At 67.5% G+C, this 19,743-nt stretch carries 19 protein-coding genes; 4 read left to right on the forward strand and 15 right to left on the reverse strand.

All coding sequences use genetic code 11. The features are described from left to right. Nucleotides 1–39: 39 nt before the first annotated feature. The 10 genes from ACOYR3_RS15595 to ACOYR3_RS15640 all read right to left on the reverse strand — a co-directional run bounded on the left by ACOYR3_RS15595 (nucleotide 40) and on the right by ACOYR3_RS15640 (nucleotide 9,827). Nucleotides 40–609, reverse strand: coding sequence for a YdeI/OmpD-associated family protein (locus tag ACOYR3_RS15595; protein WP_422843250.1), 570 nt, complete (start codon nucleotides 607–609; stop codon nucleotides 40–42). A gap of 95 nt (nucleotides 610–704) precedes the next feature. Further along, the gene (locus tag ACOYR3_RS15600; protein WP_422843251.1) at nucleotides 705–1,223 is read right to left on the reverse strand and encodes a hypothetical protein; all 519 of its coding nucleotides are present in this window, start codon (nucleotides 1,221–1,223) and stop codon (nucleotides 705–707) included. 36 nt (nucleotides 1,224–1,259) lie between these two features. Further along, nucleotides 1,260–1,484 (reverse strand): hypothetical protein, encoded by a 225-nt coding sequence (locus ACOYR3_RS15605; protein ID WP_422843252.1) that lies wholly within the window; start codon nucleotides 1,482–1,484, stop codon nucleotides 1,260–1,262. Nucleotides 1,485–1,753: 269 nt separating this feature from the next. After that, on the reverse strand, nucleotides 1,754–2,803 hold the full coding sequence (locus tag ACOYR3_RS15610) for a PfkB family carbohydrate kinase (RefSeq protein ID WP_422843253.1): 1,050 nt from the start codon (nucleotides 2,801–2,803) through the stop codon (nucleotides 1,754–1,756). Nucleotides 2,804–2,991: 188 nt separating this feature from the next. Further along, the gene (locus ACOYR3_RS15615) at nucleotides 2,992–3,921 is read right to left on the reverse strand and encodes an AraC family transcriptional regulator (protein ID WP_422843254.1); all 930 of its coding nucleotides are present in this window, start codon (nucleotides 3,919–3,921) and stop codon (nucleotides 2,992–2,994) included. 53 nt (nucleotides 3,922–3,974) lie between these two features. Then, entirely contained in the window at nucleotides 3,975–5,399 is a 1,425-nt protein-coding gene (gene dalD, locus ACOYR3_RS15620; protein ID WP_422843255.1) for a D-arabinitol 4-dehydrogenase, read from the reverse strand. Nucleotides 5,400–5,441: 42 nt separating this feature from the next. Further along, the gene (locus ACOYR3_RS15625; RefSeq protein WP_422843256.1) at nucleotides 5,442–6,506 is read right to left on the reverse strand and encodes an ABC transporter ATP-binding protein; all 1,065 of its coding nucleotides are present in this window, start codon (nucleotides 6,504–6,506) and stop codon (nucleotides 5,442–5,444) included. 47 nt (nucleotides 6,507–6,553) lie between these two features. Further along, nucleotides 6,554–7,396, reverse strand: a complete 843-nt coding sequence (locus tag ACOYR3_RS15630; RefSeq protein WP_422843257.1) for a carbohydrate ABC transporter permease — start codon at nucleotides 7,394–7,396, stop codon at nucleotides 6,554–6,556. Nucleotides 7,397–7,409: 13 nt separating this feature from the next. Continuing rightward, nucleotides 7,410–8,273: a carbohydrate ABC transporter permease gene (locus ACOYR3_RS15635; RefSeq protein WP_422843258.1), complete on the reverse strand. Its 864-nt coding sequence runs from the start codon at nucleotides 8,271–8,273 to the stop codon at nucleotides 7,410–7,412. A gap of 198 nt (nucleotides 8,274–8,471) precedes the next feature. Further along, on the reverse strand, nucleotides 8,472–9,827 hold the full coding sequence (locus ACOYR3_RS15640) for an ABC transporter substrate-binding protein (protein WP_422843259.1): 1,356 nt from the start codon (nucleotides 9,825–9,827) through the stop codon (nucleotides 8,472–8,474). A 411-nt stretch (nucleotides 9,828–10,238) separates the two neighbouring features. Here ACOYR3_RS15640 and ACOYR3_RS15645 point away from each other — a divergent pair, with 411 nt between their 5' ends. The 4 genes from ACOYR3_RS15645 to xth all read left to right on the forward strand — a co-directional run bounded on the left by ACOYR3_RS15645 (nucleotide 10,239) and on the right by xth (nucleotide 13,221). After that, nucleotides 10,239–11,093 carry a thymidylate synthase gene (locus ACOYR3_RS15645; protein ID WP_422843260.1) on the forward strand — a complete coding sequence of 285 codons (855 nt, stop codon included), beginning with the start codon at nucleotides 10,239–10,241 and terminating at the stop codon, nucleotides 11,091–11,093. Nucleotides 11,094–11,212: 119 nt separating this feature from the next. Beyond that, the gene (locus ACOYR3_RS15650) at nucleotides 11,213–11,830 is read left to right on the forward strand and encodes a DUF4337 domain-containing protein (RefSeq protein ID WP_422843261.1); all 618 of its coding nucleotides are present in this window, start codon (nucleotides 11,213–11,215) and stop codon (nucleotides 11,828–11,830) included. 45 nt (nucleotides 11,831–11,875) lie between these two features. Further along, on the forward strand, nucleotides 11,876–12,370 hold the full coding sequence (locus ACOYR3_RS15655; protein WP_422843262.1) for a dihydrofolate reductase: 495 nt from the start codon (nucleotides 11,876–11,878) through the stop codon (nucleotides 12,368–12,370). Nucleotides 12,371–12,444: 74 nt separating this feature from the next. After that, entirely contained in the window at nucleotides 12,445–13,221 is a 777-nt protein-coding gene (gene xth, locus ACOYR3_RS15660) for an exodeoxyribonuclease III (RefSeq protein ID WP_422843263.1), read from the forward strand. 189 nt (nucleotides 13,222–13,410) lie between these two features. Here xth and ACOYR3_RS15665 read toward each other — a convergent pair whose 3' ends face one another. From ACOYR3_RS15665 to glnA, 5 genes are all read right to left on the reverse strand, one after another. Then, complete coding sequence (locus ACOYR3_RS15665) at nucleotides 13,411–14,343, reverse strand: ferritin-like domain-containing protein (RefSeq protein WP_422843264.1); 933 nt, start codon at nucleotides 14,341–14,343, stop codon at nucleotides 13,411–13,413. Between the two features lie 226 nt (nucleotides 14,344–14,569). After that, on the reverse strand, nucleotides 14,570–16,252 hold the full coding sequence (ntrC, locus tag ACOYR3_RS15670; protein WP_422843265.1) for a nitrogen regulation protein NR(I): 1,683 nt from the start codon (nucleotides 16,250–16,252) through the stop codon (nucleotides 14,570–14,572). A gap of 39 nt (nucleotides 16,253–16,291) precedes the next feature. After that, a complete protein-coding gene (glnL, locus tag ACOYR3_RS15675; RefSeq protein ID WP_422846603.1) occupies nucleotides 16,292–17,314 on the reverse strand; it encodes a nitrogen regulation protein NR(II) in 1,023 nt (340 codons plus the stop codon). A gap of 223 nt (nucleotides 17,315–17,537) precedes the next feature. Next, a complete protein-coding gene (locus tag ACOYR3_RS15680) occupies nucleotides 17,538–18,062 on the reverse strand; it encodes a hypothetical protein (protein ID WP_422843266.1) in 525 nt (174 codons plus the stop codon). Nucleotides 18,063–18,284: 222 nt separating this feature from the next. Beyond that, complete coding sequence (glnA, locus tag ACOYR3_RS15685; protein WP_291486031.1) at nucleotides 18,285–19,700, reverse strand: type I glutamate--ammonia ligase; 1,416 nt, start codon at nucleotides 19,698–19,700, stop codon at nucleotides 18,285–18,287. Between the last annotated feature and the right edge of the window lie 43 nt (nucleotides 19,701–19,743).

The following is a 19,743-nucleotide window of genomic DNA, read 5'->3' on the forward strand; positions in this document are numbered from 1 at the left end:
GGCGCGCGCCCCTCCCTGCCGCCACGCGTGGCGGGGGCTCTACGGGTACAGCATCTCGCCGCGGCCCAACATCTCCACAAATTCTGCAATCTTGCGTGCGCGCGTCTCCGGCTTCTTCGCGTTCTGCACCCGAAACAGGATCGCATAGCGGTTGCGGCTGTTCAGCGTGGAAAAGAACTGCCGGGCCTTGGGATGCGCGTCCAGCGCGCGCTGCAAGTCCTCCGGCACGGCCGCCGTGCTGGCCGGCGCATAGGCGGCGTCCCAGCGGCCGTCCTCCCGCGCCCGCTGGATGGCCTGCAGGCCGGCCGGCCGCATCCGGCCGGACGCGATCAGCGCCTCGGCCTTGCGCCTGTTGGTCTGCGACCAGAGGCTCCTGGCGCCACGCGGCGTAAAGCGCTGCAGCCAGTAATGCGCGCTCTCGGCCTGCTTCTGGCCGTCAATCCATCCGTGGCAGAGCGCGCCCTCCACCGCCTGGGCATAGGTCACGGTGGGCGCCTCGGCCGACTTTTTCGCCAGCCGAAGCCACACACCCGCGGAAGAGCCGCCGTTCTGTTCGAGCCAGGCTTCCCAAGCCTGCGGGGTGGCGAAGGTCAGTGTCGGATCGGTCATGGCCGCAGCCTAGCGCCAAACGGCCGGCAATGGCGCGAGCAGGGTGAACCCGCCGCCGCGGTGCCTTCATTCACCCGCGCGGGCCGCGCCGACTCCTACTGGATGCACGCCTTGCCCAACGGCGTGTGCGGATCGCACGCAAGAAGGCCTTGGAGTTCAAAGATGTAAAAGCGCGGCCGCTCGCTGCAATAGACGGTGGTGACCTTGCCAGACGCGTGGGCCCTCACCTCCACGCCAGCGCCTTCGTCGCGGCTGCCGCGGGCGCGGGTGAAAACGGTGTAGGAATGCGAGCCCGTGTCAAAACGGACCGACTGGGTGTAGAGCCCCTGGCGGGTGTAGGTGGCGCCCACGAACTTGCCCAGCGAGCCCGCCCGCTGCGGCGGGAAAACCAGCTCTGCCGCCCGCTCCTGGCCCGCGCCGTCCAGAGTGCCAAACCGGTACTCCAGGAACCCGTCGCGCGATGGCGGCACCGAGGCACACAGCTCGATGAACTTGCGGCCGCTCGAGGCTTCGCAGCCGAAGATCGGTGTGGAATCGCCATCACAGGCCACCGCGGCGGAAGCCCCGACGAGCGTTGCGGACACGGCGACCAGGACGTGGCGCAAGGTCTGCATGCGGTGATGTGAACGCGCCGGCAATCCGCTGTGGCCCTACGAAGCCAGAACGCCGCCCAGAACGAGCAGGCCCAAGCCCACAAACCAGAGCCGCATCAACCAGGGATTGGCGTTGGCGCGGCCGGCAACAACATAGCCATACAGCGGCACGAACAGGCACATGAGCCCCGCGACGGCCGATTGTTTGAACGCCACGGCCGCCATGGCGACCTGCATGCCGACCATGGTTGCGATGCCCAGAAGAAGTACTGCAGCGGCCATCTCATCCTCCCACGTTTTTCAAGGGGCACGGCAAGCGCCTTCGCCTGCCCAGCAGGGCCGCGGAGCACGGACCCCGACAGACCGTGTCCGGGCCGACCGCGCAGCGCCCCGGTCGAGCGGATCAGCATGGATTGAAGGTGCCGGCCGCCCAAGCGGCAGTTCCGCATTATCGTGCGGTGCGCAGCGGAGCAAGCCTTCGTAGCCATTCCTGCACGCGCCGCGTGATGGCTCGGGGCGGCGCTCGCTGCGGAGCTCCATCAACCGCGGAGTCAGCCGCTGAGGCCGCCTGTCACCGCAGGCCGCCTCAGCGCCCACCCGGCCGCATCCTCCCAGCAGGGCGGCACGCACCCCTGCTCCTGCACACACAAACTCGCGCTGGCCAGGGCGTGGGCCAGGGCTTCCGTACATGCCTGGGCAGGCAACGCCTCGACAAAAGAAGCAACCCCGCCGCCCGCCGTTGCAGGGGTCTGTGCGTGGGCCTGGCGCAGCAGGTGCGCCAGCAGCCCGGCCAGAAAGCTGTCGCCCGCGCCCACGGTATCAATGACTTCTAGCGGCTGGGGCTCCTGGGCAAAGCATGCCGCGCCGCTGCGGTGCAACAGCCAGGCACCGTCTGCGCCGAGTGTGAGGGCCAGCAGGTGCGCCTGTGGGTTGGCGGCCAGCAGGTGGCGGGCGCGGGCCAGCGCGTCGGTGCCGGGCACGGCCAGGTGCTCCAGGTCCTCGTCGCTGGCCTTGATGATGTGGGCATGGGCGAGTGCAGCGTGCACCGTGGTGCGGTAGGCCGCCAGGTCTGGCATGACGGAGGGGCGCAGGTTGGCATCCACCACCACGCAGCGGCCCGCGGCGCGCTGGGCCGCCAGCCAGGGGAGGTAGATGGCGGTGTCGCGCGCGTCCAGCGCCAGGGCGCCAGTGCAAATGAGCTGCAGGGACGGCAGCGCCGCGCAGGTCTCTGCCAGGCCCTGGGCGGTGACGGCGCGGTCGGCCACGCCGTCGCGGTAAAAGGCGTAGTCGGGGTGGCCGTGGGCGTCGAGGTTGACCACGGCAAGCGAGGTGACCTGCTGCACGGGATCGGTGTGGGCCAGGTGCACGCCGTCGGCAACCAGTTGCGCGGCCAGCTCGCGGCCGAAGCGGTCGCGCGACAGGGGGTTGAGGTACTGCGTGCCCACGCCCTGCCGGGCCAGCGCGCGGCACAGGTTGTAGAGGGCGCCGCCCAGGCAGGGCAGGTAGCTGCCCTCGGGGCGGCGGATGAGGTCGATGAGCGCCTCGCCCGCCACGGCGGCCTGAACGGTGGGGGGCAAGGCGGGAGGGACGGTGAAAGTCATGGTGTTGAAAGAATGAAGGGGAGCGCGGCCTGTGCGTGGCGAGGAGATGGTTGGGTGTACTGCGTGCCCTGGCTTCGACAGGCTCAGCCCGAACGGGTAGTGGTCGCACGGGTGGGCATCGCACGGGCCGCAATCATGCGGGCCCGCACGCATGCCGCGGCGCAGTGGGGCCAGCGCCCACGTTCACCTCACAGCTTGCCAAACCGCCCCGCGCCCTGCTTGCGGTACTCGCTGGGCGTCATGCCCTTGATGTCCAGAAACCGGCGGTTGAAGTTGGCCATGTTGTTGAAGCCCACGTCGTAGGCGATGTCGGTGATGTAGCGTTCGGTCTCCATCAGCAGCTGGCAGGCGCGGTTCACGCGCACCAGGTTGACGAAGTCGGTAAACGTGTTGCCCGTGGCGCGGCGGAAGAAGCGCGAGAAACGGCTTTCCGTCATGCCCAGCTCCTGCGCCAGGTCGGCGGCGGACAGGGGCACCGCCAGGTGGTCGGTGATGCGGCTCACGATGGCGTTGATCTGCGCCAGCTGCGCATCGCTGTCCTCGCTTTGCAGCTGGGTGCTGGACAAGAGGCGGTAGTCGGTACAGCGGGCCAGCTCGCCCATCAGCTCGCAAAAGGCGCCGAAGCGCGCCAGGCCCTGCAATTCCTTGATGCGGTACCAGTGCGCCTGCGCCTGCTGGTGCAGGCCGAAGAACTCGATGCCGTGGCGCGCGCGCTCCAGCAGGGGCAGCACCTCGCGCAGCTCGGGGATGCCTTCGCTGCTGGCGGCCAGCGGCGCGTGGGGGAACTGGATCACCAGGTCGCGCAGCGGCACGCCGCCTTCGGGCAGGTCCATGCTGATCCAGTTGTGCGGCAGGCGCGGGCCGGTGAGCACCAGCTGGCCGGGGCCGAACTGGCCGATCCAGTCGCCCACGAACACCTTGCCCGACGTGGCGGTGATGAGGTGCAGCTCGTACTCGTCGTGGTAGTGCCAGCGCGCCAGCGGCGTGGGAAAGCCGTGCGACAGGCAGCGGATGAAGCCCGCCGTCTCGGGCGGCTCGTAGCCCAGCTCGGGCGAGCGCTGGAACGCATGCTCCAGCTCGGGCTTGGTCTGGCGCGGCAGTGCGTGGACGGAGGACATGGCGGTGGTTCCTGGGCGCGCTGGGATCGGTGGGTGGTGGTGCGGGCGTGCCTTTATTGTGCAGAGGCGCCAGGGTGGCGGGCCACGAACTGCGCCACGCGCGCGCAGGCCCCGCGCAGGGCCTGCACCAGCCGCGCGTCGCCCGCCAGGTCGGCCCACAGCACCGCGTCCCCCGCAAAGGCAGCCACGGGGTCGGCGGCCTCGCAGATCGCTTGGGCCGCGGCCGGGTCCATGGCCTGGTCCTGGTAGGTGTAGGGGATCTGCCCGGCGTGCCAGCGCTGCAGGTAGGCCAGGAACAGCGCGGGCAGCATGGCTACGCTGGCGATGCCCTCGCCACGCGCCAGGCGCTCGCGCAGTGTGGGGGCGATGAAGCCCGGGATCTTGCTGAAGCCGTCCATGGCCACGCGCTGGTTGGTGTCCGCGATGGCGGGGTTGCCAAAGCGCTCCAGCACCACGTCGCGGTAAGCGGCCAAGTCGATGGGGCTGGGCTGCAGCACGGGGATGGCGTCGTCGGTCACGTAGTCGAACGCCATCTGGCGGATGGCCGGGTCGTGCGTGCCTTCGTGGATGTACTGGTAGCCCACCAGCGTGCCGGCCCAGGCAATGCAGCTGTGCGTGGCGTTGAGCAGGCGGATCTTGGCCTCTTCGTACGGCGCCACGGATGCCACCAGCTCCACGCCCACCCGCTCCCATGCAGGGCGGCCGTTGGCAAAGCGGTCTTCAATCACCCACTGGATGAAGCTCTCGCCCATCAGTGCGGCGGGGTCGGTGCGGCCGGTGGCGGCCTGCACGCGCTGCACCACCTCGGGCGTGGGGCGGGGGGTGATGCGGTCCACCATGGCGTTGGGGCTGGTGGTGTGGGCCTCGATCCACGCGGCCAGGTCGGCGTCGCCCAGGGCCTGCACAAACTGCAGCAGGCCGCTGCGCACGCGCTCGCCGTTGTGGCGCAGGTTGTCGCAGTTGAGCAGGGTCACCGCCCCCGCCCCGGCCTGCTGGCGCGCGCGCAGCAGCATGGTGAGCGCGCCATAGAGCGTGCTGCCCGCGTGGCCTGCGCGTACGGCTTCCAGGTCGCTGGCCAGGTCGGGCGCATTGGCCCAGTCCAGCTGGTGGCGGCTGTCCAGGTAGTAGCCCGCCTCGGTCACGGTGAAAGAGATGATGCGCGTGCCGGGCTGCACGGCCAGGGCCACCAGGCCCGCCAGGTCCGGCGTGTAGGGCACCACGGTGCGGATGGATTCGACCCAGGTGTAGCTGCGCGCGCCCTGGGCGGTGACTGTTTCCAGCGTGTAGGCGCCGCCCTGGGCCTGCAGCGCGGCAATGGTGTCCTGCATGTCGGGGCGCAGGTTGCCGCCGGCCAGCACCCAGCGCGTGTCGCCCAGCGCATGCAGCTGGTGCAGGTACACCGCCTGGTGCGCGCGGTGAAAGGAGCCCAGCCCGAGGTGCAGGATGGTGAGGGGAGATGCGGGGGATTCAGCAGTCATGGGGAAGGTGCAATCGGCAATATCGGGGCTGGGCACAGGCAGTCAGGCAGCAGCGGGCACGGGTGGGGCCACCACGCGGCCGGCGCTGTCGAACCAGTGGGCGTGGTCGGCCGCGATGTCCAGGGCCACGGCATCGCCGGCCTGCAGGGCCGTGCGCTCGCTCTGGCGGGCCACCACCTGGGCGCCCTGGGTGGTGCGCACGTAGATCAGCGTTTCGGCGCCCAGCGCCTCCACCAGCTCTACCTGGCCGGCGGCCACGCCGCCCTGCCCTCCCGGCACACCCGCGCGCACGGCCACGCATTCGGGCCGCAGGCCCACGGCGCCGCCCGTGGCGGCCTGGGGCGCGAGTTGCTGCACGGGGGCGGGCAGCTGCGCATAGGGCACCACGTTCATCTGCGGCGTGCCGATGAACTGGGCCACGAACTGGTTGGCGGGCCGGTCGTACAGCGCGAGCGGCGAGCCCACCTGCTCGATCTGCCCGTCGCGCAGCACCACCACGCGGTCGGCCAGGGTCATGGCCTCCACCTGATCGTGCGTCACGTAGATGGTGGTGGCGCCCAGGTCGCGGTGCAGCTTGGCGATCTCCACGCGCGTCTGGCCGCGCAGGGCGGCGTCGAGGTTAGACAAGGGCTCATCAAACAGGAACACCTTGGGCGCACGCACGATGGCGCGGCCGATGGCCACCCGCTGGCGCTGGCCGCCCGACAGCTCCTTGGGGGTGCGCTGCAGGTACTGCGTGAGGTTGAGGATGCGCGCAGCGTTCTGCACTTTTTCGTCGATGACCTGCTTGTCCACCTTGGCGAGCTTGAGCGCGAAGCTCATGTTCTCGTACACGCTCATGTGCGGATAGAGCGCGTAGCTCTGGAACACCATGGCCAGGTCGCGCTTGCTGGAGGGCTGGTCGGTGATGTCGCGGCCGTCCAGCATGAGCGTGCCGCCGTCGATGCTCTCCAGCCCCGCGATCAGGCGCAGCAGCGTGGACTTGCCGCAGCCCGAGGGTCCGACGAAGACGATGAATTCGCCCTGCTCAATGGTGAGGTCGATGCCCTTGATGGCGCGGTGCTCGCCAAAGAATTTCTCGATGCCGCGCAGTTGTAGGTAGGCCATGGAATCGGATTCCTGAATGCTTGAAGACAGTGGGATGGAGCGGCGACTTACTTGACAGCACCAAAGGTCAGGCCCTGCACGAGCTGCTTCTGGCTGAACCAGCCAAACACCACGATGGGGGCAATCGCCATCAACGACGCGGCCGACAACTTGGCCCAGAACAGCCCCTCGGGGCTGGAGTACGAAGCGATCAGCGTGGCAAGCGTGCCCGCCTTGGCTGCACTGAGGTTCAGACTCCAGAACGCCTCGTTCCACGACAGCACCAGGCACAACAGGCCCGTGGATGCGAGGCCCCCCATGCCCAGCGGCAGCAGCACCAGACGCACCTCCTGCCACAGCGTGGCACCGTCCATGCGCGCGGCTTCCAGGATCTCGTGCGGGATGTCCTTGAAGTGCGAGTACAGCATCCAGACCATGATGGGCAGGTTGGACAGCGCGAACACGATGATGAGCGCGAGTTGGGTATCGAGCAGGTGGCTCTTTTGCGCCAGCACGTAGATGGGCACCAGTGCGCCCACGGCGGGCATCATCTTGGTCGAAAGCATCCACATCAGGATGTCTTTGGTGTACTTGCCCTTGAAGAAGGCCATGGCATACGCCGCGGGCGCGGCGAGCATGAGCCCCAGCACGGTAGACAGCACGCTGGTGATGACCGAGTTCTTGGCGTAGAGCACGTAGTCGCTGCGCTCCTGCACCTCGTGAAAGTTCTCGAGCGTGGGCGTGAAGACAAACTGCGGCGGCACAGCGATGGCCTGCAGCTCGGTCTTGAACGCGGTGAGGAACAGCCAGGCCAGCGGGAACACCAGCAGCAGGGCCACGCCCCAGGCCACGGCGGTGCGCAGGGCCAGCAGGCCTAGCGGAAAGTTGGAACGGCGGCGTCGTGCAGTCATGGGTTCGCGGGCCTCACTTGTCAAGGTTCTTGCCGACCATGCGGATCAGGAACACGGCCGCGATGTTGGCCAGCACCACCGCAAACAGCGCGCCGGCCGACGCCACGCCCGCATCGAAGTTGAGCAGCGCCTGCTTGAAGATCAGGAAGGTGACGTTGGTGCTCGCATCCCCCGGCCCGCCGGCCGTGGTGGTGTAGATCTCGGCAAAGATGCTGAGCAGGAAGATCAGCTCGATCATCACCACCACCGCCACGGAGCGCGCGAGGTGCGGCACGTACAGGTAACGGAGCTGCTGCAGGTAGTTGGCGCCGTCCATGCGCGCGGCTTCGAGCTGCTCGTGGTTCATGCTCTGCAGCGCCGTCATGAAGATCAGCGTCGCAAAGGGCAGCCACTGCCACGACACCATGACGATCACCGAGAACAGCGGGTGGTCGGTGAGCCAGTCCACCGGCTGCGCGCCAAAGAACATCCACAGCTGCGCCAGCACGCCGTAGATGGGGTTCATCATCATGTTCTTCCACATCAGCGCGTTCACCGTGGGCATGACGAAGAAGGGCGAGATCAGCAGCACCCGCACGATGTCCCGGCCCGGAAAGGGCTCATTGATAAGCAGCGCGATCGCCACGCCCAGCACCACGGTGATGAGGATCACGCTGCCCAGCAGCAATATGGTGTTGACCACCGCGGTGCCGAACGAGGGGTCGGTGACGAAGAACTCGAAGTTCTCGAGCCCCGCAAAGCCCGACTGGTCGGGCTGCATCAGGTTGTAGCGGATGAACGAGAAATAGATCGTCATCACCAGCGGCACGATCATCCACAGGAAGAGCGTGGACACCGCGGGCGTGAGCAGCAGGCGGGGGAGCAGGCGGCGGTTCATGGGAGGTCCGAAATGGCGCGAATAGGTGGCGAGCGATCAACACGCCAAGGTCTGTACAAAACCCACGACCACCCCGAACCGTTCGGGCTGAGCCTGTCGAAGCCAGGGCACTTTGGCACACCGCCCTTCGACAGGCTCAGGGCGAACGGTGATCGCGCAAAAGCTCCGGAGCGCATCGTGGGTTCGTAGAACCCTGGGTTACTTGTAGTAGCCGCCCTTTTTCATCTCACGCTCGGCGGTCACCTGGCTGGCCTTGAGAGCCGCGTCCACCGTCGTCTTGCCCGCCAGAGCCGCGCTCATCTGCTGGCCCACGGCGATGCCGATGGCCTGGAACTCCGGAATGGCCGCAAACTGCACGCCCACGTACGGGCTCTTGGGCAGCGTGGAATCGTGGGGGTTGGCCGAGTCGATGGCCGTCTTCTCTGCAGCGGCAAAGCGCGCGGCCTTCTGGAACTCGGGGTTGGCGTAGGTGCTCTTGCGCGTGCCGGTGGGCACGTTGGCCCAGCCGTTGGTCTTGGCCACGAGCTGGATGTAGTCCTTGCTGGTGGACCAGGTGATGAACTTCTGCGCGGCGTCCACCTTCTTGGAGCCCGCCGGGATGGCCAGATTCCACGACCACAGCCAGTTCGCGCCCTTGGGCGTGTTCATCGTCGGCGCCTGGGCAAAGGCCATGTGCTCGGCCACCTTGGATTGCTTGGGGTCGCTCACGAACGAGGCCGCGATGGTCGCGTCGATCCACATGCCGCACTTGCCCGAGTTGGTCAGCGCCAGGATCTCGTTGAAGCTGTTGGCCGACGAGCCGGGGGGGCCGTAGTTCTTGAGCAGATCGACGTAGAAGTTGATCGCGTCCTTCCAGGGCTGGGATTCGAGCTGTGGCTTCCATTGCATGTCGAACCACTGGCCGCCAAAGGTATTGACCAGCGTGGTGATGAAGGCCATGTTGTCGCCCCAGCCCGGCTTGCCGCGCAGGCAGATGCCGTACACGCCGTTCTTGGGGTCGTGGATCTTGGCGGCCAGGTCCTTGATCTGCGGCCAGGTGGGGCGCTCGGGCACCTGCACGCCAGCCTTGTCGGCCAGGTCCTTGCGGTACATGAGCATGGAGCTTTCGGCATAGAACGGCGCGGCGTACAGCTTGCCATCCACCGACAGGCCGCTGCGCACGGCGGGCAGCAGGTCGTCCGCGTCGTAGGCGGCGTCGGTCTTGAGCTCCTGCAGCCAGCCCTTCTTGCCCCAGATGGGCGCCTCGTACAGGCCGATGGTCATCACGTCGAACTGGCCGCCCTTGGTGGCGATGTCGGTCGTCACGCGCTGGCGCAGCACGCCCTCTTCCAGCGTCACCCACTTGAGCTTGATGTCGGGGTGGGCCTGCTCGAAGTTCTTGCTGAGCTTTTGCATCTCGATCATGTGGCCGTTGTTCACGGTGGCAATGACCAGCTCGGTCTGCGCCTGCGCGCTGGCGGCTGCCGGGGCCAGCGACAGCGCCAGGGCGGCTGCCGTGGCAGCAGCGGCCAGGGCCAGGCGGGTGGGCGCGGCAGCGCGGCGGGATTGGGGCATGGGTGTGTCTCCTCGTTCGGTGTGTGAATTTGCCGTGCAACGCCCACGCGGCAGGCCGGGCATTGACGGACTGAACGATACCGATGCTGCAATGCTCGATTGGTACTTCCGCGGCCAATAAAGATACTTATTTGCACCAATATCCTGGTATTAACACCTAGCCCCATCAAATGGGTATTGAAACCGCCCCTGCCGCGCTGGCTTCCGGGCGTCCCCAACGCTATCAGAATGATAGCTTCCAGCGCTTACTGCATAAGCGCTAGATGCCTATTTGCACCACACTCCCATCCGCTGCACCGCCCCCCGCATAAAATGGCCGCCTGCTGCGTGCGCCGCCACCAGGCGGCGCACGCCCGGCCACCCGCCCTCACCGCCCGGTCCCGCGCGGCATTCCGCGCCCCCTTGCACGCCATGAACCACGCCCCAGCCGCCCCCGCCAGCCGCCCCGTGCGCTCCCAGTACGAAGACTTCATGCGCCACGTGTTCACCCACGGCGTGCACAAGTCCGACCGCACGGGCACGGGCACGACCAGCGTGTTCGGCCACCAGATGCGGTTCGATCTGAAGGAGGGGTTTCCGCTGGTGACCACCAAGAAGGTGCACCTCAAGTCCATCATCCTCGAGCTGCTGTGGTTCCTCACCGGGTCCAGCAACAACAACTGGCTCAAGGAGCGCGGCGTCACCATCTGGGACGAATGGGCACGCGAGGACGGCGACCTGGGCCCCGTGTACGGCGTGCAGTGGCGCAGCTGGCCCACGCCGGACGGCGGGCACATCGACCAGATCAGCGACGTGATCAAGACGCTGAAAACCAACCCCGACTCGCGCCGCATCATCGTGAGCGCGTGGAACGTGGCCGAGCTGCACAAGATGGCCCTCATGCCCTGCCACGCGTTCTTCCAGTTCTACGTGGCCCCCGCGCAGGAGCCCGGCGGGCGCGGCACGTTGAGCTGCCAGCTCTACCAGCGCAGCGCCGACATCTTCCTGGGCGTGCCCTTCAACATCGCCAGCTATGCGCTGCTCACCCACATGGTGGCCCAGCAGTGCGACCTGGAGGTGGGCGACTTCATCTGGACGGGGGGCGACTGCCATATCTACAGCAACCACCACGAACAGGTGCAGACCCAGCTGGCGCGCACGCCCTACCCCTATCCCACGCTGCGCATCCGGCGCAAGCCTGACAGCATCTTTGACTACGAGTACGAGGATTTCGAGGTGGTGGACTACCAGTGCCACCCCGCGATCAAGGCGCCCGTGGCGGTCTGATCCCCCGCCATAGCAGCCCCACGGCAGCCCGACCGCGGGCTCCGGTCCCTGCAGGCGCGGCCCCCCCCGGCGGTGCGCGCCCCTTTCCAGCAACCCTCCAACGCTTTTCCCACCCTCCCATGTCTTCCGGCGGATTTCACGTACACGGCCCCCACGACCACGCAGTCGAGCACGCCACCCATGGCCACCACGACGCAGCCCCCCATGGCAGCGACAGCGGCGGCGGCCATGCGTCCTCGACCAACAAGATCGCCATGTTCACGGCCATCGTCGCCACGGTGGGCGCCATCTTTGCCTACATGGGCGGCGCCACGCAGGCCAACGCGGGCCTGATGAAGAACGACGCGGCCATCAGGAAGACCGAGGCCTCCAACCAGTGGAATTACTTCCAGTCCAAAAGCACCAAGCAAAGCCTGGCCGAACTGGCGCGCGACCTGACCCCGGCCGAAACGGAAAAGGCCAAGTACCAGGCCAAGATCGACCGGTACGAGAAGGAAAAGAACGACATCAAGACCGTGGCGGAAAAGCTGGAAGCCGAAGCGCACGCCTTTGACCAGCAGAGCGAGGCGCAGATGCACCAGCACCACCGCTGGGCTCAGGCCACCACCGCCCTGCAGGTGGCCATTGCCCTGGCCGCCATCGCGCTGCTGACCAAGAAGAAATGGCTCGAATGGGGCATGTACGGCGTGGCAGCGGTGGGCCTGGGCGTGGGCGCCCTGGCCGCCCTGCACATCTAGCCGCTGGCCCATTCACCCTGCCGCCTGCCCGCACGAAAGACCGCCATGCCGCTGCACCTCATCTACGCCCGCGCCGCCAACGGCATCATCGGCCGCGACAACAAGATCCCCTGGCACCTGCCGGAGGACATGGCGCACTTCAAGCAGCTCACGCTCGGTTGCCCCGTGGTGATGGGCCGCAAGACCTGGGATTCGCTTCCCCCGCGCTTTCGGCCGCTGCCCGGGCGCACCAACATCGTGGTGACGCGCCAGCCCGGCTGGGAAGCCGAGGGCGCCCTACGCGCCGCCAGCCTGCAGGACGCGCTGGCACAGTGCGGTGCCGCAGGCCAGACGGTGTGGGTGATCGGCGGCGCACAGATCTACGCCGAAGCCCTGCCCCTGGCGGACCGGGTGGAAGTGACCGAGATCGACCAGCCCTTCGACGGCGACGCGTACGCCCCCACGCTCGGCCCGGAATGGGCCGAGTCGGCACGCAGCAGCCGTCAGTTGGGCAGCAACGGACTGCCGTTCAGCTTTGTGACCTACGTGCGCGCGGCCTGAGTGCCTCTGCGCTTTTTACTCACTTATTGATAGCTACTAGCGCTTGATGGACGGGCGCAAAGGGCAAAAAACCCATGCAAATTGCCACGTGGAACGTCAACTCCCTTTCCGTCCGCCTGCCCCAGGTGCTGGCCTGGCTGGCGGCCAACCCGGTGGACGCGCTGTGCCTGCAGGAGCTCAAGCTCACCGATGACAAATTCCCCTTCGATGCGCTGAAAGAAGCGGGGTACGAGGCGGTGGCGTTTGGCCAGAAGACCTACAACGGCGTGGCCATCCTCAGCCGCCACCCGCTGAGCGACGTGGTGCGCAACATCCCGGGCCACGATGACGAGCAGGCGCGCGTGATTGCCGCCACGCTGGCCACGGCGTCCGGGCCGCTGCGGCTGGTGAACTGCTATTTCGTGAATGGGCAGGCGCCGGGCACCGACAAGTTTGCGTACAAGATGCTCTGGCTCGCCGCCCTGCACCGCTGGCTGCGCGAGGAACTGCGGGCCCACCCGCGCCTGGCGCTACTGGGCGACTTCAACGTGGCGCCGGAGGACCGGGACTCGTTCGATCCGGTGGGCCTCAAAGACACCATCCACCACACGGTGGAGGAGCGCCGGCATTTCCAGGATCTGCTGGCCCTGGGGCTGACCGATGCGTTCCGCCTGTTTGAGCAGCCGGAGAAGACCTATTCCTGGTGGGACTACCGCATGCTGGGGTTTCAGAAGAACCGGGGCCTGCGCATCGACCACATTCTGGTGAGCGAAGCGCTCAAGCCTTCGGTGACGGCGTGCGTGGTGGACCGCGCCCCCCGCAAGAACCCGCAGCCCAGCGACCACGCGCCGGTGGTGGCCACGCTGGCCTGAGAGCCAGGCCCCGCGCCCGCACCTTGCGCCTCGCTGCGGCGGCCCTCACAGCCTCAAGAAGCCACAGGCTGCAGGAGCAGCCGTGGCTTTTCTTGCGTTGTCCGGCGAAGGGAGCCGCCGCGCGGGGCTACGAGCCCTGAGAACTTACCGGCACGGCGCAGGATGCCCTGTCAGGACACGGGCAAGCGGTCAGGCACGAAAGCTGTCGCGCAGTGCGCGCACCTCGTCGTGGTTGCGCTGGGCACCTTGGGCCTGGCGTTCCACCAGCATGCGCACGTCGGCAGGCAGGCCCGTCTTCAGGGCCTTGCGGTAGCGCGCCACGGCGGCGTCCTCGCCCCGCTCGCACTCTTGCAGCACCGCCTTGTCGTCGCGGATGGACAGGGCCGACTTCACCGACACCCAGCCGCGGTGCAGCGCGCCCGCCACAGTGCCGCCGGAAGCCGGCTCCCCGCCCAGGCGGCGGATCTCATGCTCCAGTTCCACCGCAGCGGCGGCGCACTCCTGCGCGTGGCGCTGGAACAAGCTTTTGAGCTGGGCCGAGTCGGCATGCTCGGCGCACGACATGAAGCCGTATTCGCCGTCACGGGCCGACTCGATCAGGTCGTTGAGCACATCCACCACGTCATCGGTGTCCAGGACCTCCATGGGGCGGCCGTCGCCCATGCGGGTGGAGGCACGCTCCCACGCTGCGCGCGTGGCGGGGCGGGCGTCCGTCCAGGCCAGGCCGTCTGAATGGCGTGCGCGCCACTCATCGGCCAGGCGAGGCTCCACCGCTTCAAAGTCGCCGTCGTAACGGCCCACGGACAACCAGCCCAGTTCATAGGCGGGGCGGTATTGGTCGTAGGTGCGGCCGCCCACGTAGTAGGGCTCGCGCTGGTAGGTTTCGCGCCAGTAGGCGTCTTCTTCGGTGGGGTTGACGGCTTCGGCCGCAGCCTTGCCGGCCAGGCCGCCGGCCACGGCACCGGCCACGCCGCCCACCGCTGCGCCGACGGGGCCGCCAAAAGCCCCCGCAGCGGCACCAACAGCCGCGCCCCCCACGGCGGCCCCCAGCCCGGTTCCGACAGGATGGGCGCCCGGTTCATTGGTCAAGGGGTCGCGGTTGGCATCGTTGAAATCCGACATAGAAGCTCTCCGGTTGGTTGACAGTGTCTTCATTGTTGAAGTCACCTGCGGAGGGTCGGGTCGGCCCATGGAGGGCCTGGATGTAGGACGCCGCCCAGCACCGCGGTGCCGGGAAACCGCAGCGCCGCGCGCCGGAGGCCGCGGCAGCGCGCGGCGCAACGGCAGTTCTATTTGCTACAAAATATATAGCTGCCAGCGATTACCACATAAGCGCTGGAGCCACATTTCATGCCTCATCCGGCGCATCCAGTCCCAGTTCCTGGATCTTGCGGGTGATGGTGTTGCGGCCAATGCCCAGCCGCTGCGCGGCCTCCATGCGGCGGCCGTGCGTGGCCGACAAGGCCGTGCGGATGAGCCGTGACTCGAAGCGCCGCGTCAACGCATCCCACACCTCGGGCTGGCCGCCCGCAAGCAGCTTCTGGGCCTCGGTTTCCAGCGCCTGTTCCCAGGTGTGGCCGCAGGCCGGGCTGCCAGGGGCAACGGTCTCGGCAGCGCCGACCGGGGCGCTGCTGCCCCATGCCGCCGTGGCGGCCGGCGCAAGCGCAGGCGGCAGGGGCGCTGCAGCGGCGCCGCCCGGCAACGTGGGCGCAGGCTGTGCTGCGCCCGAGGCGCCGGGCAGTTCTTGCAACGGCAAGGCCGGAGCGGGGCGGGGCGCGCCAGCTGCCACCGCCCCCACCACGGCCGTTGCGCCGGGCGGCTCGCCCCCGGGGCGCTGCGGCGGCTGGTAGAGGGGCGCCTCCAGCACTTCGGGCGGCAGGTCCTGCAGGGAAATCACCTGGGCCGGCGCCATCACGGTGAGCCAGTGGCAGATGTTCTCCAGCTGCCGCACGTTGCCGGGAAAGGCAAACTGCTCCAGCCGGGCCAGCGCGGCGTCGGAAATGCGCTTGGGTTCCACGCCCAGCTGCCGCGCACTTTGTTGCAGGAAGTGGCGGGTGAGCACCGGCACGTCCTCGTGCCGCTCGCGCAGCGCGGGCAGGCGCAGACGGATCACGTTGAGGCGGTGGAACAAGTCCTCCCGGAAGCCCCCTTCCTTGACGCGCTTTTCCAGGTCCTGGTGGGTGGCCGCGATCACGCGCACATGGGCCTTCACGGCCGCATGGCCGCCCACGCGGTAGAACTGCCCGTCCGACAGCACGCGCAGCAGGCGGGTCTGCAGGTCAAAAGGCATGTCGCCAATTTCGTCCAGGAACAAGGTGCCGCCCTCGGCCTGCTCGAAGCGCCCGCGCCGCTGCGTCTGCGCGCCGGTGAAGGCGCCGCGCTCGTGGCCGAAGAGTTCCGACTCCAGCAGGTCCTTGGGAATGGCCGCCGTGTTGATGGCCACAAACGGGCCGTCCGACACCGGCGAATGCTTGTGCAGCGCACGCGCCACCAGTTCCTTGCCCGAGCCGGATTCGCCGGTGATCAGCACCGTGACCTGGCTCTGGCTCAGCCGGCCGATGGCGCGGAACACGTCCTGCATGGCGGGCGCCTGGCCCAGCATCTCGGGGGCCTCGGCCTGGCGCTCTTCGGTGACCTCTTCTCGCTGGCTTTCCTCCACGGCGCGCCGGATCAGCTCCACCGCCTTGGGCAGGTCGAACGGCTTGGGCAGGTATTCAAACGCGCCCCGCTGGAAGGCGGAGACCGCGCTGTCCAGGTCGGAATACGCCGTCATGATGATGACCGGCAGGCCGGGCTGCAGCTCCCGCACTTTTTCCAGCAGCTGCAGGCCCGAGCCGCCCGGCATGCGGATATCGCTCACCAGCACCTGCGGGCCCTGCCGCGCGGGATCGCCCGGCGTCACGTCGGCCAGCGCATCCAGCACCTCGCGCGGGTGCGTGAAGCTGCGGGTGGGCAGGTTCTCGCGCGCCAGCGCCTTCTCCAGCACGAAGCGGATCGAGGGGTCGTCATCCACTATCCAGATCGGCTTCATATGTTTTTCTTACCTTCCCTGTGTTGCGTGTCTGGGACCTCAGGGCAAGGGGATCAGGATGCGGAAGTCGGTGCGACCCGGCACGCTGTCGCATTCGATCAATCCATGGTGCCGCTGCACAAAGGTTTGTGCCAGCGTCAGCCCCAGTCCTGACCCGCCGTCCCGACCCGACACCAGCGGGTAGAAGATCCGCTCCTTGATCGCGTCGGGCACGCCCGGTCCGTTGTCGATGACATGCAATTCCAGTGCCAAGCGATAGCGCTGGCGACCAAAGGTTACTTGCCGGGCCACGCGCGTGCGCAGCGTGATGACGGCGTCGCCGGCGTGGATACGCTCGGTCAGCGCCTGTGCGGCGTTCTGGACGATGTTGAGCACCGCCTGGATGAGCTGCGCGCGGTCCCCCCGGAATTCGGGAATGGAGGTGTCGTAGTCGCGCAGGACCTTGAGCCCGTGCGGGTGCTCCACCAGGACCAGGGAGCGCACACGCTCGCACACCTCGTGGATGTTGACGTCGCCCACCAGATGGGGGTGCCGGTGGGGCGCAAGCAGCCGGTCCACCAGGCTCTGCAGCCGGTCCGCCTCGTGGATGATGACCTGCGTGTACTCGGTGAGCTCGCGGTTTTCCAGCTCCATCTCCAGCAGCTGCGCGGCGCCGCGGATACCGCCCAGCGGGTTCTTGATCTCGTGGGCCAGGTTGCGGATCAGCTCCTTGTTGGCCTGCGCCTGGTCCAGGATGCGCTCCTCCCGGTCCTGCCGGGCCTGCTGCTCCAGCGGCCACAGCTCGACCAGGATTTCCCCGGCCTGCTCGGCATCGGCCACGCTCACGTGGACGGGCACGGGGTCCTGGTGCTGACGCTTGAGGCTGGCTTCGTAGCGCAAGGCCGCAAAGTCCTTGCCCCGCGCTCCCGCCAGCGCGGTCTGCAGCAAGGCGGGGTCGGTGAAGAACGTGGAGAAATCCACCCCCTCCAGCGTGCGGCGCGACAGGCCCAGCGCGTTTTCCAGCGCCGCATTGGCAAATTGCACGGCACCGTCGGCGCGCAGCACGGCCACGAGGGTCGACATGAGGTCCAGCGAGTGGAAGCGCTCCATGTCGGGCGAAGAGGGGTCGGGAAGGGGCTGCAAGGAGTTCACGGCAATCTACCCAGCAAGGAACGGACCCGCTTGCCTGCCCTGCCGCCGCTCACGCGGCGAGGCGCGTGCAGGCCCGGGCGGGCCCGGCAGGCCGCCGGCTTCTGCGTGCGCACCGGGCTGGCTGGGTCATGGCACGGCCGTACAACGTCGGGCTCTACGGTGCGGGCAGGCGCGCGATTTCACGCTTGATGCCGGCGATGTCGCTCTCGCTGCGCGCGACACTGGCCTTGAGCTCTGCCGTCCGGTCGATGTAGCGCTGGGGGTTGCGCAGGTCCAGCGCGTTGCGCTCGGGGGCGCCGTTGTTGTATTCCTTGAGGAGTTCTGCGTGGCGCGCCTCGGCCTTGCGCAGTTCGCCCTCCAGGATCGCACGGGCATCGGAGTCACGGGCCTTCTGGTCGTTGGAGGTCACCCGCGGCGCCGCGGGCGGCGATGCCGGGGCGGCGCTGCCGCTGCCGCCGCTGTTGGCCGGCGCGGACGCCGCACCGCCCTGGCCTTGCGGGCGGGTGCCCTGCACCACGGTCACGTTGCCGCCCTCCATCAGCTTGCAGCCGCGCTCCTTGGCCAGTTGGGCGTTGTTGGTGTATTCGTTGCCGCAGCGGTAGATGCGGTCTTGCGCCCCTGCGGCAGAGGCGGCCAGTGCGGCCAGGAACCACAGGGATACGGAGAGCGATTTCTTCATTCAAATGTCCTCGCACTGCAACTGCATGCAGGGAAACGGGGAGTATCCCCCAATCCCCACGCGGAGCCAATCCAACACCAGCGGGCATTGGGTGGGCTTTGTGCAAGGACACAACGCTCCAGCCCCGGTTCCCGCGCACCGCACGCTAGGCCCAGCCGGCCATGAAAAAAGGCGGCACAAGGCCGCCTTTGGAGGGTGGGAGGACCGACGAAGGTCAGGCCATCACAGCGAGTAGTACATGTCGAACTCGACCGGGTGGGGAGCCATGCGGAAGCGCGTGACTTCGCCCATCTTGAGCTCGATGTAGGCGTCCAGCATGGAGTCGGAGAACACGCCGCCCTTGGTCAGGAAGCCGCGGTCCTTGTCGAGGTACTCCAGGGCCTGGTCCAGGCTGTGGCACACGGTGGGCACCAGCTTGTCTTCTTCGGGCGGCAGGTGGTACAGGTCCTTCGTGGCGGCTTCGCCGGGATGGATCTTGTTTTCCACGCCGTCCAGGCCCGCCATCATCAGTGCCGAGAAGCACAGGTACGGGTTGGCCGAAGGATCGGGGAAGCGTGCCTCGATGCGGCGGCCCTTGGGGTTGGCCACATAGGGGATGCGGATCGAAGCGGAACGGTTGCGGGCCGAGTAGGCCAGCTTCACGGGGGCTTCAAAGCCGGGGACCAGGCGCTTGTAGCTGTTGGTACCGGGGTTGGTGATGGCGTTCAGGGCGCGGGCGTGCTTGATGATGCCGCCGATGTAGTACAGCGCGAAGTCCGACAGGCCGGCATAGCCGTCGCCAGCGAACAGGTTCTTGCCGTCCTTCCAGATGGACTGGTGCACGTGCATGCCGGAGCCGTTGTCGCCAGCGTAGGGCTTGGGCATGAAGGTGGCGGTCTTGCCATAGGCGTTGGCCACGTTCCAGACCACGTACTTCAGGACCTGGGTCCAGTCGGCACGTTCCACCAGGGTGGAGAACTTGGTGCCGATTTCGTTCTGGCCAGCGCCCGCCACTTCGTGGTGGAACACTTCGACCGGGATGCCCAGGGATTCGAGGATCAGGACCATCTCGGCGCGCATGTCTTGCGTGCTGTCGACCGGGGGCACGGGGAAGTAGCCGCCCTTGGTGGTGGGACGGTGGCCGCGGTTGCCGCCTTCGAGCTTGGCGCCCGAGTTCCAGGGGGCTTCGTATTCTTCGATCTCGCTGAACACGCGACCGGGCTCATTGCTCCAGCGCACGCCGTCGAAGATGAAGAATTCGGGTTCCGGACCGAAGTAGGCCGTGTCGCCCAGGCCCGAGGCCTTCAGGTAGGCTTCAGCGCGCTTGGCGATGGAGCGGGGATCGCGGTCATAGGCCTTGCCGTCGCCCGGCTCGATCACGTCGCACTGCAGGAACAGCGTGGTTTCTTCGAAGAAGGGGTCGATGTTGGCGGTGCTGGGGTCGGGCATGAGTTGCATGTCCGACGCTTCAATGCCCTTCCAGCCGGCCACGGAAGAGCCGTCGAATGCGTGGCCGGACGTGAACTTGTCTTCATCGAAGTGCGACACAGGCACGGTCACGTGCTGTTCCTTGCCACGGGTATCGGTAAAACGGAAGTCAACGAACTTGACTTCGTTTTCCTTCACCATCTTCATCACGTCTGCAACGGTCTTGGCCATCAGGTTCTCCTGGATAAAGCGCTTGTTGAAAAAAGAGATTTGT

This window comes from Acidovorax sp. M2(2025) (assembly GCF_049330835.1).
GTDB lineage: Bacteria > Pseudomonadota > Gammaproteobacteria > Burkholderiales > Burkholderiaceae_C > Acidovorax.

What these genes read in the sequence shown, in the direction of transcription:
- ACOYR3_RS15595 (WP_422843250.1), bottom strand. Translation starts at nt 609, where the DNA reads ATGACCGATCCGACACTGACCTTCGCCACCCCGCAGGCTTGGGAAGCC.
- ACOYR3_RS15600 (WP_422843251.1), bottom strand. Translation starts at nt 1,223, where the DNA reads ATGCAGACCTTGCGCCACGTCCTGGTCGCCGTGTCCGCAACGCTCGTC.
- ACOYR3_RS15605 (WP_422843252.1), bottom strand. Translation starts at nt 1,484, where the DNA reads ATGGCCGCTGCAGTACTTCTTCTGGGCATCGCAACCATGGTCGGCATG.
- ACOYR3_RS15610 (WP_422843253.1), bottom strand. Translation starts at nt 2,803, where the DNA reads ATGACTTTCACCGTCCCTCCCGCCTTGCCCCCCACCGTTCAGGCCGCC.
- ACOYR3_RS15615 (WP_422843254.1), bottom strand. Translation starts at nt 3,921, where the DNA reads ATGTCCTCCGTCCACGCACTGCCGCGCCAGACCAAGCCCGAGCTGGAG.
- dalD (WP_422843255.1), bottom strand. Translation starts at nt 5,399, where the DNA reads ATGACTGCTGAATCCCCCGCATCTCCCCTCACCATCCTGCACCTCGGG.
- ACOYR3_RS15625 (WP_422843256.1), bottom strand. Translation starts at nt 6,506, where the DNA reads ATGGCCTACCTACAACTGCGCGGCATCGAGAAATTCTTTGGCGAGCAC.
- ACOYR3_RS15630 (WP_422843257.1), bottom strand. Translation starts at nt 7,396, where the DNA reads ATGACTGCACGACGCCGCCGTTCCAACTTTCCGCTAGGCCTGCTGGCC.
- ACOYR3_RS15635 (WP_422843258.1), bottom strand. Translation starts at nt 8,273, where the DNA reads ATGAACCGCCGCCTGCTCCCCCGCCTGCTGCTCACGCCCGCGGTGTCC.
- ACOYR3_RS15640 (WP_422843259.1), bottom strand. Translation starts at nt 9,827, where the DNA reads ATGCCCCAATCCCGCCGCGCTGCCGCGCCCACCCGCCTGGCCCTGGCC.
- ACOYR3_RS15645 (WP_422843260.1), top strand. Translation starts at nt 10,239, where the DNA reads ATGAACCACGCCCCAGCCGCCCCCGCCAGCCGCCCCGTGCGCTCCCAG.
- ACOYR3_RS15650 (WP_422843261.1), top strand. Translation starts at nt 11,213, where the DNA reads ATGTCTTCCGGCGGATTTCACGTACACGGCCCCCACGACCACGCAGTC.
- ACOYR3_RS15655 (WP_422843262.1), top strand. Translation starts at nt 11,876, where the DNA reads ATGCCGCTGCACCTCATCTACGCCCGCGCCGCCAACGGCATCATCGGC.
- xth (WP_422843263.1), top strand. Translation starts at nt 12,445, where the DNA reads ATGCAAATTGCCACGTGGAACGTCAACTCCCTTTCCGTCCGCCTGCCC.
- ACOYR3_RS15665 (WP_422843264.1), bottom strand. Translation starts at nt 14,343, where the DNA reads ATGTCGGATTTCAACGATGCCAACCGCGACCCCTTGACCAATGAACCG.
- ntrC (WP_422843265.1), bottom strand. Translation starts at nt 16,252, where the DNA reads ATGAAGCCGATCTGGATAGTGGATGACGACCCCTCGATCCGCTTCGTG.
- glnL (WP_422846603.1), bottom strand. Translation starts at nt 17,314, where the DNA reads ATGTCGACCCTCGTGGCCGTGCTGCGCGCCGACGGTGCCGTGCAATTT.
- ACOYR3_RS15680 (WP_422843266.1), bottom strand. Translation starts at nt 18,062, where the DNA reads ATGAAGAAATCGCTCTCCGTATCCCTGTGGTTCCTGGCCGCACTGGCC.
- glnA (WP_291486031.1), bottom strand. Translation starts at nt 19,700, where the DNA reads ATGGCCAAGACCGTTGCAGACGTGATGAAGATGGTGAAGGAAAACGAA.